The following is a 12,240-nucleotide window of genomic DNA, read 5'->3' on the forward strand; positions in this document are numbered from 1 at the left end:
CGGCCGGTGCGCCACGCGCGCGGCCAGGCCCACCTGCGCCAGCACGGTCTGCGCCTGCGCGCGCGCAGCGTCGGGCGCCAGGCGGCGGATGCGCAGCGGCATTGCCACGTTGTCGAGCGCGCTGAACTCGGGCAACAGGTGGTGGAACTGGTAGACGAAGCCCAGTTGGCGGTTGCGCAGCCGCCCGCGCCGCGCCTCCGAGAGCCCGCTCACGTCCTCGCCCGACCAGCACACGCGCCCCGTGGTCGGCCGCTCCAGACCGCCGATGCAGTGCAGCAGCGTGCTCTTGCCCGAGCCGGAGGCGCCGATGATGGCGATCCGTGCACCGGCCGGTACCTGGAGGGTCACGCCACGTAGTACCTCCACTGGTTGGGGGCCCTGGCTGAAGGTCTTGCCGACGCCCTCGGCGGCCAGCACGGCCGCCGGGATACTGTCTGGCGCGTCTACGATCACGGTGGTGCTACTCATAGCGCAGCGCCTCCGCCGGTTGGGTCTTGGCGGCGCGCCAGGCCGGGTAGATGGTCGCGAGGATCGACATCAGGAAGGCCGAGACGGCGATCGTGATCACATCCTGCCAGTGCACATCGGAGGGCAGTTCGCTGATGTAATAGATGCTCGGGTCCAGGAAGCGGACGCCGAAGACCGTTTCGATGCCGCCGATGATGGGTTCCAGGTTCAACGCCAGAAGCACCCCGGCGACCACCCCGAGCATGGTCCCCACCAAGCCGATGGCCGTCCCCTGGACGATGAAGATGCCCATCACGCTGCGCGGCGAGGCACCCAGGGTGCGCAGCACGGCGATGTCGGCGCGCTTGTCGGTCACCACCATCACCAAGGCCGAGACGATGTTAAACGCCGCCACCGCGACGATCAGTGACAGGATGATGCTCATCATCCGCTTCTCGATCGCCAGTGCCCGGAAGAAATTGGCGTGGACCTGGGTCCAGTCGACCATCCGGTACATCCCGCTCATGTCGTAGGCGATCTCGCGGGCCAGTTTGGGCGCCTCCCACATGTCGGTCAGCTTCAGCCGCACCCCGGACACCGCGTCGCCGAACGCCATGAGCTTGGCGGCGTCGTCCAACTGGATAAAGGCGGCGCTGCGGTCGTAGTCAGCCATCCCGACCGAGAAGATGCCGCTCACGGTAAAGCGTTTGAGCCTGGGCATGACCCCCACCGGGGTGGAGCTTACCTGGGGGGTGACGACTGTGACGCGATCCCCGACGCCGACTCCAAGGTACTGGGCCAGGTCGCGGCCGAGGATGATGTTGAAGTCCCCGGCCTTGAGTTCGTCCACTGAGCCGCGGGACATCTGGCGGCGCAGTTCCGCCACCTGGTCCTCTTCCTTGGGCAGGATGCCCCGCACCAGTGCGCCGCTGACGTTGGAGGGTCCGACCAGCATGGCCTGGACCTCGACGAAGGGGGCGGCCCCGACGACCTTGGGATGCGCGCGGACCTTCGCGAGCACGTCCCGCCACTCCACCATACCGCCGCCGTTGGGGTCGCTCAGGGTCGCATGGGAGGCCATCGAGAGTATCCGCTCGCGGATCTCCTGATGGAATCCGTTCATCACCGACAGCACGACGATCAACGCCATGATGCCGAGCATGATTCCCAGCATGGAAATCAAGGAGATAAACGAGATGAAGTGATTGCGGCGCTTGGCGCGGGTGTAGCGCAGGCCGATGTAGAGCGGGATAGGATGAAACATAGGGGTGGAATTTAACCACAAAGGCTGGCGCGCCGTTCGGAAATTGCGGCGGTCGGCATCGCCAGGCGGCGGCCGACGCCGGCCTCGAGGCGTTCGGGCACCGCCTGACGGCCGCGGGATCGCCCTGGGTTCCGCTTTATAATCACCCGGCCGCCGCCCCACGAGGGGGTAAGCCAACACCCGAGTGTAAGATGAGACTGATTCCCTGGTACTGCGGTTCTGCAACCAGACGGCGCCTGGTGCGGTTCGTGGGCGTCGGCCTGCTGTCACTGCTCGGCGCTGCGGCGCTTTGGACCTGGTGGGCGGAGGACCACCCACGGGACGAGCGGCGGTTGCGTGTCCTGGTCCATGACCGGCTGGCGGCCTGGTTTCCGCGGGAGATGGCCGCGGACGACGGTTGGCATGGCCTCTATCCGCGGATACTGCCTGCCGCGGCAGCGGGTGATCCGGTCCTGCTGATTCACGGCCTGGACGAGCCCGGGGGCATCTGGGACGACCTGACACCGGTCCTGGGCGCCGCTGGCTTCGCGGTCTGGGAGTTCCGCTACCCCAACGACCAGGGCATCGATCGCAGCGCCGACTATCTGGCGCAGCACTGGTCAGTGCTGCCGGCCGGCCGCCCGGTGTTCCTGGTCGGGCACAGCATGGGTGGGCTGGTCGCCCGGGATTTCGTCTCACGCTGGCGCCATCCGGTGGGTGGGCCGCCGCGGGTTGGGGGGCCGCCCGTCGCTGGTGTCATCCTCGTCGGCACCCCCAACCAGGGCTCGGAATGGGCGCGGCTGCGCGTCTGGTTGGAACTGCGCGACCAGTTTCCGACCGGCCAGGGGCGCCCCTTCTCGCTGTTCGCGGCCCTGCGCGACGGCACCGGCGAGGCCAAGATCGACCTGCGGCCGGGGAGCGATTTTCTCCAGACGCTCAACGCCCGGCCGTGGCCGGCGTCGGTGCCGGTCCGCGCGATCGGGGGCCAACTGCTGGCCCCGCCGGGTCCCGCGGCGGCCTGGTGGTCCGTCATCGGTGCTGGTCTGGGCGATGGCCTGGTAACCCTGGAGTCCGCGCGACTCCCCGCCGGGGCGGCGCCGGTAGTGCTCACCGGCTCCCATCGCGGTCTGCTGCGACGGTGGTGGCCGGGTGATTCGGCGCCGCCGGCCATTGCGCCGATCTTGGCGACGCTACGCGACTGGCGGGCGATGGCGCATTCCGCGCATGAGCGCGAGTAGGAGTTAGAGCAGGTCGTTCAATGTCACGCCGATGCCGATGGCATTCTGATTCCAATTGTAATCGATCAGGCTATCGCCGTAACCCGCAAAGGCCTGGACATAGCCGCGCAGCGGGCCGAGCAACGGCGGGGTGGTCCAGGAGAATTGGGCGGCGCCCTTCCCGGTACTGGGATTGCCGCGTCCCATGAGTTGGAAGCTGTGGCCGCGCCACTTGTAGATCGCCGTGAGATCGCCGTAGCCGTAATAGTCGAGGATGTTCCGGTTATCGTCACGACCGGAACTTTCCGGGATGCGATACCAGGGCCTGACCAGCAGGGCGAAATTGCCGCGCTCGATGCCGAATTCGGCGATGATCCGGTTCCAGCTGCGCGAGACCGGATTGGCGCGGCCATTGGACTGGTGATTGTAGCCGATATTGAGCAGGCGCCAATTGAAACCGCCGAATTCGACATTGGGGCGGAAGCTCGCTATCACTTCGGGTTCGTAGTTGTTCTCGCGGAAGGGGCTCGAGAGTGCGCTGTTGTAGACCTGCCACTGACTCTGCTGGGTATAGGCCACCCAGACCCCGAAACGGCGATTATCGGTCGCCCACAGCCGCGCCTTGAAGCTGAACTGAAAGCGCGCCTCGGTCGGGTCCAGCTGGGGGTTGGGGTTGCGCGCGCTACTGAACAGGGCCTGGAACGGCACATTGTTCGGTCGATCGGAATAGCGTGCAACCTGCACATAGTTGGGGCGATAGAGTGCAATGCTGAAGCGGTCGGAGTTGGGGTTGAAGCCCCAGGCGTTATCGATCAGCGACAGCGGGGTGGGGTCCAGGGTGGTCGCCGTCTTCACCGCCGCGGGTGGGGTCGTCAGTGGCGCCCCCGGTGCCGCCGCGGCGGTACGGGTCGCGGCGGCCCGCGACTGTTCCGGGGCACCGGCGACGCGCCCACTGAGCCGGTCATAGCAGGCGAGCCGCTCCCCGCCGTGGGCGATCACCGCACAATCGGCGATGGTCGGTTTGAGGGCCTGGGCGGCGACCGGAGCGATTCCGGAAATTCCAGTGCCCAGCCCCAGCATGAGCGCCAGCCCTATGACGCAGTGTTCTCGTGCTGATGGTCTAGCCATGTGTCAGGAGCCTGCGTGAATCCGCTGCGATAGGTAAAAAACATCTTTTCATCATCGGTTTGCCTTGAGTGCAGTGCCCCGATTCGGGATAATCGCGGGGTCCGGGCCGCCACGCTACACCAGGCAGCGAAGCGCCCACCGTGCTATACCGCACATAGGCGTCCGAGGAACCGACGATTGCCGCTTGGGGCTTGGCTGCGCCGGACCGCGCCTCAGTGGCAGCCGCGCTGGCCTGAGCATCTGACTTTTCGTGTAATCTGACATGATGAAACGCTTCGCCCTGTTGATCCCCATCGCTGCACTGATCCTGGCCTTTTTTGCCCTGGGTCTGCACCGACAGCTGACGCTCGAAGCCTTTCAGGCGAACCACGCGTCGTTCGACGCCTGGTATATTCAGCGCCCCTTGCTGGTCATTGGCGGCTATGTTGGGCTGTTTATGCTGGTGACTCTGTTCCTGCCGGTCGGGGCGCTGATGACCCTGATCGGCGGCGCCCTGTTCGGGTTCTGGAAGGGTGCACTAATCGCCTCCTTCGCCGCCGCCGGTGGCGCCACCCTGGCCTTTTCGCTCTCGCGTTTCATCCTGCGTGAGCGCGTGCAACGTCAATTCGGTGAGCGACTGGCGGCGGTCAACGCCGGGATTGCCATAGATGGGGCCTTTTATCTCTTTTCGCTGCGGTTGGCGCCGGTCATTCCCGCCTTCGTCATCAACCTGGTGATGGGCCTTACGCCCATGAGGACCCGCACCTTCTATTGGGTGACCCAACTCGGCATGGCTTCGCGTATCCTGATCTGTGCGCACGCCGGGACCGAGCTCGCGCAGGTGCACAACCTGTCAGAGGTCTTCTCGCCGGGGCTGATCGGCGCCTTGGCCTTACTGGGCGTCTTCCCGTTGCTGGCCCGGCAGGTCTTGGGGCGGATGCACCTAGCGCCGGGTGGCCCCTAGGGTCGCGCCGGCCGTGCCGCCGTGGGCCTGCCTCGGTCGCCTGGTTGGGCTACACTCACGGCTCTTGAAGCTTCCAGGGGAGGGCGAGGATGCGTGTTTTGGTCACCGGCGGTGCCGGTTATATCGGTAGCCACACCTGCGTGGAGCTGCTGGCGGCGGGACATGAGCTGGTGGTCGTCGACAATCTGTGCAACAGCAAAGCGGAGTCCCTGCGCCGGGTGCAGGAGATCGCCGGGCGGGGGTTGGACTTCGTCACGGCGGACCTGCGCGACCGGGCCGCGCTGGATGCGGTCTTTCGCGCCCGCCCGATCGACGCGGTGATCCACTTCGCCGGGCTCAAGGCGGTGGGCGAGTCGGTGCAGATGCCGCTCAACTATTACGACAACAACCTCGGTGGGACCCTGACCCTGTGTCAGGCGATGGCGGCGGCCGGGGTCAGGTCGATCGTTTTCAGCTCCTCGGCCACCGTCTACGGAGACCCCGCGTCGCTGCCGATCCGCGAAGACGCCCCGCTCTGCGCCACCAACCCCTATGGGCGTTGCAAGCTCTTTATCGAGGAGATCCTGCGCGACCTGCACGTCTCCGACCCGGCCTGGAACTGCGTCCTGCTGCGCTATTTCAACCCGGTCGGCGCTCACCCCAGCGGACGTATCGGCGAGGACCCCAACGGGATCCCCAATAACTTGATGCCCTTCGTCGCCCAGGTGGCGGTGGGTAAGCGCGCGCGACTGCGGGTCTTCGGCGCCGACTATCCCACCGCGGACGGCACCGGGGTGCGGGACTACATCCATGTGGTGGATCTCGCGCGGGGACACCTGGCGGCGCTCGCCGGGCTGACCGGGAACTCAGGCACCCGGGTCTACAACCTGGGTACCGGGCGCGGTTACAGCGTGCTGGAGATGATCGCCGCCTTTGCGCGGGTGAGTGGTCGGCCGATCCCCTACGAGCTCGTCGCCCGGCGGCCGGGCGACATCGCCAGCTGCTACGCCGACCCGACGCGGGCGCGCGACGAACTGGGCTGGCAGGCGCAGTTCGGGATCGATGAGATGGTGGCAGACGCCTGGCGCTGGCAGCGGGAGAACCCCGACGGATTCGGCGATGCCACTTGATGCCACTGACTGGCGGCGCTTTCAGCGTCTGCGCTGGAGTATCTATGCCATTCTGATCCTGGCCTACATGACGGTGTACTTCCACCGGATGGCGCCGGGGGTGGTGGCGGGTGAGTTGATGGCCACCTTCCACACCAGTGGGGCGGCCTTGGGCTCACTGGCGGCCATGTATTACTACATCTATACCGCCATGCAGATCCCGGCCGGGGTCCTGGCGGACACCTTGGGGCCGCGTGTCGGGGTCGCCCTGGCGTGTGTGGTGGCGGGGGTGGGGTCGGTCCTGTTCGGGCTGGCGGAGACCTTCGAGGTCGCCGCCATCGGCCGCTTTCTGGTCGGGCTCGGGGTCTCGGTGGTCTTCGTCGGCCTCATGCGCAGCAACACCCAGTGGTTTTCCGAGCGCTATTCCGGTGCCATCAGCGGGGCCACGTTGCTGCTCGGCAATGTCGGCGCCATCCTGGCGGCCGGTCCGCTCGCGCTCCTGGTCTCCGCCGTGTCCTGGCGTGCCGTCTTTGTCGGTATCGGTGTGCTGTCATTCGCGACCGCGGTGCTCACGGTGATCGTCGTGCGCAGCCGCCCGGAGGACGCCGGATTTGTATCGGTGCGTGAAATGGAGGGCTTGGCGCCCCACCCGGCGCGCCACCAGCATTGGCTCCTGGATCTGCGCGGGGTCTTCGCGACACCCGCGGTCTGGCCGGTGTTTTTCATGATGTTCGGGGTGACCGGCAGCCTGTTTGCCTTTGTCGGGCTCTGGGGGGTAAAACTGATGCAGGACGGGTTCGGGCTGGAGCGCACCGCTGCGTCGCTCTACACCACGGTGGCCCTGGCCGGGTTCGCGCTGGGGTGTCTGATGATGGGCGCGCTCTCGGACCATCTGGGTCGGCGCAAGCCGGTCATCGTGGGGGCCTGCGCCCTGGCGGTACTGGCCTGGTTTGGGCTAACCCTCACGTCCTGGGGACCGGGCTGGACTGGGCTCGGGCTGTTCGCCCTGCTGGGGCTCGGCACCGGCGGCTTCGTGGTCGGCTATGTCGCCGCCAAGGAGGTGGTGCCCCCGGGGGTGGCCGGGATGGCCATCGCGCTCGTGAATACCGGGCTCTTCCTGGGTGCAGCGATCATGCAGCCCGCCTTCGGCTGGGCCATGGATCTCACCTGGGACGGGACCCTGATCGCGGGCGTGCGGCACTATGCACTCACCGATTACCGTAATGGGCTCTGGCTCTCCTGCGGTTTTGCGCTGCTGGCCTTGCTGGCCTCCTTGTTGGTGCGGGAGACGCGGTGCCGGAATTTGACCTTGGTTTCACACTAGACGCGGCCCGGTCCGCACAGCCGGAAAATAATGGAAATCAATCTTATACCGCGGACGAAACGGCTCGTCGCGCGAATTGGCGGCTTGCCGCTGCGCGCCTGGCCACACGAGATCCTGCACGCGGGTTGGCGTGTAGCCAGGCCGCCGCCCGCTCTACCGGAAAATTTCCGCCGCCCCCCGCACGACGCCGAAACCATCGCGCACGATGTCGATTACGCGGTATTCAATGCGCAGGTCTATTGCCGCTTCCTTGAACAGGTAGGCATTGCCCTCAATGGCGCCTGGCTGCTCGAACTGGGGCCCGGTCGGAATTTCGGCATCATGCTGACCTTGGCCTGTATGGGCGCGCGTGTCGCGGTGGCCGACCTTTTTCTCGCGCCCTGGGAGGATGACTATCACGGTCAATTCTATGCGGCGCTGCGCGAACGGATCAAACAGGAAGCAATCGCCACCTCGCTTGTTCCGCTGGACGCCGTCATCGCCGCACGCGACTATCCGCCCGCGGTGTTGCTGCGGGCCGCGGATGGCGCTGAGAACCTGTCGCCCTTTGCTGCCGGCACGTTTGATGCGGTATTCTCCAATGCCGTGTTCGAACATGTGCGCGACCACGCGCAGGTCTTCGCCGAGCTGTGGCGCCTTACCCGGCCCGGTGGCTATGGGTCGCATCAGGTGGATTTCCGCGATCATCGGGCGCTGCAGCGACCGCTGGAGTTGCTGCTGCTGGCGCCGAAGAAATTTCGCCGGGAGTTTGATGAATGCTACGGTGAGTGCGGTTGCCAGCTGCGCCCGCGCGAGCTGAGGCAATTGTTTGAGCGCGCGGGCTTTCACATCCTGGAGGAACACTGTCCGCTCAAGGTTGACGAGGCCTATTTTGCGAATTTTCTGCCACGCCTACGGGTCTCGCGATCGGCGTACCGCGCTTGGCCGCCGGAGGGGTTGCGCGATCTGGATGTCCGCTACTTCGTGCGTAAGCCGTCATAGACGAGCCATTGCGGTCAGACCAAGCCCGTTTTGCGCTTGATGAAGGCGCCTAAGGCCGCCTTGAGACGCCCGCCAGTCGTCGCCCGCGCCACGCGCGCCTTGGCGAGGGTCAGCAGCCGCTCGTCATCCTCGTCTTGTACCAACCCCTCCAGGGTGGCGATGAGGGTGGCGGCGGCTTGGTCTTCGCCGCGGGCGCGGTAAAGCATCGCCATGACGCCATGGAGGGTAAAGAGTTCCTGGATGTGTAGCTGCGGGCGTTGGGCCAGTCCCTCCAGCAAGGCCGCGGCCGCGTCCAGCTCGCCGTCCTCAATCAGTAAACCGGCCAGGTTGCAGCGACCAAACAGATAGTCCGGATGGATCGCGATGACCCGGCGCAGCAGTTCCCGACACTCTTCACCCCGGCCCTGACGGCCGCGCAGCGCTGCGAGATTGCCCAGGACGGTCTGGTGGTCGGGGACGCGCGCCAGGATGGTGTTGATGGCCGCTTCGGCCGCATCGAGCCGACCGGCCCGCAAGTGAAGCAATGATTGATCATGCAGGGTCCGGAGGTTTTTCGGAAGGTCACTCGGTACGGGTTCCCGAGTAATCTCAGTCGAGACCAACTGGATCTCCTGCAATGCGGTACCGTCCCAAAACTTAACGGCCTGGTCTGCGGCGAGCAGTTTGCGTTGCCGCAGGACGTTGAGGAACCCGAGACGCTCCTGCGTGGTGCCGATCGGCAGCCGCGCCAGGTCGCGGAGGATGGTTGCCGCCCGCCGGGTGGTCGGCCCCGCCGTGGCCGGGGCCGTGTGCCCCAGTCGGTGTTGCAAAAAGTGTGCGGCGAATCCCCGAACCCGCTCATCGCCGCTCAGATAGATTGCCTCCAGATAGCTATCGTTGATGTCCAAGCGGTCGATGCGGGAGAGGAGGACCGCGGCGTCACGCGCGTGCAGCGCGCTCATGATGCCGATGGGGAACACTTGGCCCAGGTCGAACAAGGCCGGGTAGGGGGGCGGTACGCCATCGCGTTTGAGCGCGTCAAGGTTCTCCCGGGCGGCCGCGAGCCCCGGGTGCCGGGCCAGTGCGCGCTTCCATAGGGCCCGGGCCTGATCGCCATGGCCCAGTCGGCTGGCCGCACCGGCGCCATAGAGTAGCCGCATGGCCTCCGGGATGCCGGTCGCCTCCCCGATCCACGGGGCCTTGCTGCTGCGCTCAAAGGCGTCCCAGGCGGCTTGGTCTTCCCAGATCAGCAGCAGGGCGGCCAGTTGCGCCTGGGCATCCTCGATGCGCCGCGCCTCGGCCTGGGCCAAGGGCACCGCGAGCCCGCGGGCGCCGGTCTCATCGCCCCGATACAGGCGCAATTGCAGGGCCAAGCCGAGGGCGAACAGGTTGCCCGCGTCCTGTTGCCAGGCCTCCAGTGCGGCGGTCAGTGCATCCTCGCTGCGCCCCAGATGGAAGAGTGCCAGCGCCCGGTTGTTGCGGGCCGGGGTGACGGCAACGCCCTCCAGTATCCGCACGGCGCTGCCGAAGTCTTGGGCCTCCATGTGCAGCTTGCCGATTTCAAAGCGCTCCATGTCCTCCAGGGTCGCCCGGGTGCCGTCGGGCTGTTGCAGCATCTCATCCAGGGCCGCAGCGTCGGGCTGGAAGCGGTTCGCCGCGATGCCCAGGTCGGTCAACCGTCCGGCGGCCCGGGAGGCCAGCAGGGCATATTCACTCTCGAGGGCGAGTTGGAAGAGCGATTCTTGGGCCATCTGGCTGGTGGGTCGACGCTCCGCCCACTGGTAGGCCGCCAGGGTCGCGGCTGCCTGATTGCGGGCCTGATACAGTGCATCCACCAGCAGCCGGTTGGTGCCGCCGTGATCCGGGAAGCGCTGCACCAGGGCGCGCGCCCGCACGCTGGCCTGGGCAAAATCGCCGGCGCCGATCAGGCGCTCCACGGCCTTCGATTGGGCCGGTTCGGGCTGCCGACCCTGGGCCTGGGTGGTTTTGGACGGCTTTTTTGGCACCGGGGTTCCTTTGTGGTTGGCCTGTTGATTGGGTTGCCAGTTTAACGGAAGCCTGGTGGTGCCGGGCACTGATCATCGCTACTGGACAGCGGCGTGCCGATTGGCGTTTCTGCCGCGGACAGATCAGAGAATCTTACTTAAATTATAATGCATTAGCCTCTTGACCTGTGCAAATGCCGGTCTAAAATCAGTAAAACTATTCGCTAGGCCGTGATTGTTGCCACAGTCGCCTAGCCGCCGTCCGCTGCGCCGGGGAGGCCATCGGCCTTCCGGGGGGTCCTATCCGGCGCTCGGGGATTCACGCCTGCCGTCTGGTCCCTCCCGCCGGTTTTTTGGAGTCTCCTCCAAGGTCTTTGGCGCGGGGGGATCATCGGCAGTGAGTACCCTGAAGACTGGGCGGACGGCGCCGAGCCCGGCCGCGTTAGCCCGGAAAGCTCGCGGGTGCTGCCGGAAAGTGTTTCCGTGTTTCCTAACTGCTTTTCCTGCAAGCCGCATCGAATTGTATCTGATAGATAAATCTCACTTGTTCGGGATTTGCGATTTTTGGAAGTCCGGAACAGTTTTTGTGAGCCCCAAAAAGAGTTTCAGGGAAATCTCAAGACTTCAGTGAGGCAAGAAATCGCTCAGCGGCGCCATGCAACAGATTCTGCCGCTCCTTGAGCATTTTCTGGCGGCATAGATTTCAAGAGTGGATGGGGTGTTGTTTTCAGTGACTCACTAACTGGCGCGGGAGCCCGCCAAAGACTCTCGTGGCATTCCTTCAACGTCCGACTGGAGGTCTTGATCGCATGAGCAGCAACACGTTCTTTCCCACCACCGAGGCCGCGCAGGCCCAGTGGCTCGCGAATTATTCAGTGAAGATTTCGCTGCATGCCCTGGCGTGCGGCATCAGTGCCGAGGAGCTGGCGGGGACCTTGCTCGATCTGCGTTATTGGATCTGGCTCATCCAAGAATGCCATCCCGCGGCCAAGACTTATCTCAAGCGGCTCACCGCCGTCAAGTCGGCGATGATCACCGGCAGCAGCACCGACACCATCGCCCACCTGCAACCGCCGGACTTCTCCAATGCCCCGCCAGCCCCCGCGCCCGGTATGCAGCGGCGTCTGTTCAGCCAGGTTGTCCGGATGAAGGCATCGGCCGGATATAGTGAGTCGATCGGCAAGGACTTGGGTATCATCGCCATTGCCGATACCGTGGAGCATCCGGTCCCGGAATTTTTCGTCACCGTCGAACTGGGGCCGGACGGCCCCCGGGTGCGCATCGATTTCAAGAAGTATCGGCACGATGGGATCTGGATCGAGAGCCGCATCAACGGCGGTGACTGGGAATTTCTCGCCGTCGATACCGTCAAGCCCTATCTGGACGAGCGCCCGCTGGCCGCCGGCAACACCCACGAGACCCGTGAGTATCGGCTGCGCTGGTGGGACAAGAGCCAGCCCCACGGCGAATGGACGGCAATCCAGCGGGCGGTTCTTGGGGTCTGATCGAGGCCAATCAATCCCTCGCTCGCATGCAGCCCGGCGCGCCGCGGTCTACCGCTGACCGAGCACGCCGGGAAGTCTGCCGCTACCGATTTCTTGTTAGATTGTGCCTGGCCAGAAACCGCAAAAAACTTTCTCGCTCAATCTGTTATAATCTGACCCCATGGTTGAAGTTTGGCGCCGCCCTTGATCGATGGGACATGATACCAAGCGGTAACCGATGGATTTTCTGGGTCCGGTGGGGTGCGGTCGCAATTTCGTAAATGCGCCAAGCCGTCCACTGCAATGAGTCATCATAAACTTCGCCATTCGAAGAGCCCATGCGCCAAATCATCGCCCCGCAATTGAAACTCGGTGAACAGGATATTGCCGCCATCCAGTTTAACCCGAAGTCCCGCGATGA

General features: G+C 65.2%; 10 protein-coding genes. 6 read left to right on the forward strand and 4 right to left on the reverse strand.

Going from position 1 to position 12,240, the window contains the following annotated elements; genetic code table 11:
* Both QZY44_RS24500 and QZY44_RS24505 read right to left on the reverse strand, forming a co-directional pair.
* Positions 1-468, reverse strand: a 468-nt coding sequence (locus QZY44_RS24500; RefSeq protein ID WP_295454306.1) for an ATP-binding cassette domain-containing protein, incomplete at its 3' end; no start/stop codon positions are given.
* A complete protein-coding gene (locus tag QZY44_RS24505; protein WP_295454308.1) occupies positions 461-1,711 on the reverse strand; it encodes a lipoprotein-releasing ABC transporter permease subunit in 1,251 nt (416 codons plus the stop codon). The genes QZY44_RS24500 and QZY44_RS24505, both read right to left, overlap by 8 nt.
* Positions 1,712-1,902: 191 nt before the next feature.
* Between QZY44_RS24505 and QZY44_RS24510 the strand changes: the two genes are divergently transcribed.
* Positions 1,903-2,928 (forward strand): alpha/beta fold hydrolase, encoded by a 1,026-nt coding sequence (locus QZY44_RS24510; RefSeq protein WP_295454311.1) that lies wholly within the window; start codon positions 1,903-1,905, stop codon positions 2,926-2,928.
* 3 nt (positions 2,929-2,931) lie between these two features.
* Here QZY44_RS24510 and QZY44_RS24515 read toward each other — a convergent pair whose 3' ends face one another.
* Positions 2,932-4,035 (reverse strand): phospholipase A, encoded by a 1,104-nt coding sequence (locus tag QZY44_RS24515; protein WP_295454314.1) that lies wholly within the window; start codon positions 4,033-4,035, stop codon positions 2,932-2,934.
* A gap of 262 nt (positions 4,036-4,297) precedes the next feature.
* On the opposite strand from QZY44_RS24515, the gene QZY44_RS24520 reads away from it, so the two are divergent.
* The 4 genes from QZY44_RS24520 (at position 4,298) to QZY44_RS24535 (ending at position 8,371) form a co-directional block, all read left to right on the forward strand.
* Positions 4,298-4,978 carry a VTT domain-containing protein gene (locus QZY44_RS24520; RefSeq protein ID WP_295454316.1) on the forward strand — a complete coding sequence of 227 codons (681 nt, stop codon included), beginning with the start codon at positions 4,298-4,300 and terminating at the stop codon, positions 4,976-4,978.
* 89 nt (positions 4,979-5,067) lie between these two features.
* Complete coding sequence (galE, locus tag QZY44_RS24525; RefSeq protein ID WP_295454318.1) at positions 5,068-6,087, forward strand: UDP-glucose 4-epimerase GalE; 1,020 nt, start codon at positions 5,068-5,070, stop codon at positions 6,085-6,087.
* On the forward strand, positions 6,077-7,390 hold the full coding sequence (locus QZY44_RS24530) for an MFS transporter (protein ID WP_295454320.1): 1,314 nt from the start codon (positions 6,077-6,079) through the stop codon (positions 7,388-7,390). The genes galE and QZY44_RS24530 overlap by 11 nt, the downstream gene beginning before the upstream one ends.
* An 84-nt stretch (positions 7,391-7,474) precedes the next feature.
* Positions 7,475-8,371, forward strand: coding sequence for a class I SAM-dependent methyltransferase (locus QZY44_RS24535; protein WP_295454324.1), 897 nt, complete (start codon positions 7,475-7,477; stop codon positions 8,369-8,371).
* 14 nt (positions 8,372-8,385) lie between these two features.
* Here QZY44_RS24535 and QZY44_RS24540 read toward each other — a convergent pair whose 3' ends face one another.
* Positions 8,386-10,356 carry a tetratricopeptide repeat protein gene (locus QZY44_RS24540; protein ID WP_295454326.1) on the reverse strand — a complete coding sequence of 657 codons (1,971 nt, stop codon included), beginning with the start codon at positions 10,354-10,356 and terminating at the stop codon, positions 8,386-8,388.
* A 788-nt stretch (positions 10,357-11,144) separates the two neighbouring features.
* Here QZY44_RS24540 and QZY44_RS24545 point away from each other — a divergent pair.
* Positions 11,145-11,840, forward strand: a complete 696-nt coding sequence (locus QZY44_RS24545) for a hypothetical protein (RefSeq protein ID WP_295454328.1) — start codon at positions 11,145-11,147, stop codon at positions 11,838-11,840.
* Positions 11,841-12,240 lie beyond the last annotated feature (400 nt).

Origin of the sequence: uncultured Thiodictyon sp., from assembly GCA_903837595.1 — a bacterium.
Classification (GTDB): domain Bacteria; phylum Pseudomonadota; class Gammaproteobacteria; order Chromatiales; family Chromatiaceae; genus Thiodictyon.

Bases quoted from the DNA above. Each gene is read 5' to 3' on its own strand.
- QZY44_RS24505 (WP_295454308.1), bottom strand. From the start codon at position 1,711: ATGTTTCATCCTATCCCGCTCTACATCGGCCTGCGCTACACCCGCGCC.
- QZY44_RS24510 (WP_295454311.1), top strand. From the start codon at position 1,903: ATGAGACTGATTCCCTGGTACTGCGGTTCTGCAACCAGACGGCGCCTG.
- QZY44_RS24515 (WP_295454314.1), bottom strand. From the start codon at position 4,035: ATGGCTAGACCATCAGCACGAGAACACTGCGTCATAGGGCTGGCGCTC.
- QZY44_RS24520 (WP_295454316.1), top strand. From the start codon at position 4,298: ATGATGAAACGCTTCGCCCTGTTGATCCCCATCGCTGCACTGATCCTG.
- galE (WP_295454318.1), top strand. From the start codon at position 5,068: ATGCGTGTTTTGGTCACCGGCGGTGCCGGTTATATCGGTAGCCACACC.
- QZY44_RS24530 (WP_295454320.1), top strand. From the start codon at position 6,077: ATGCCACTTGATGCCACTGACTGGCGGCGCTTTCAGCGTCTGCGCTGG.
- QZY44_RS24545 (WP_295454328.1), top strand. From the start codon at position 11,145: ATGAGCAGCAACACGTTCTTTCCCACCACCGAGGCCGCGCAGGCCCAG.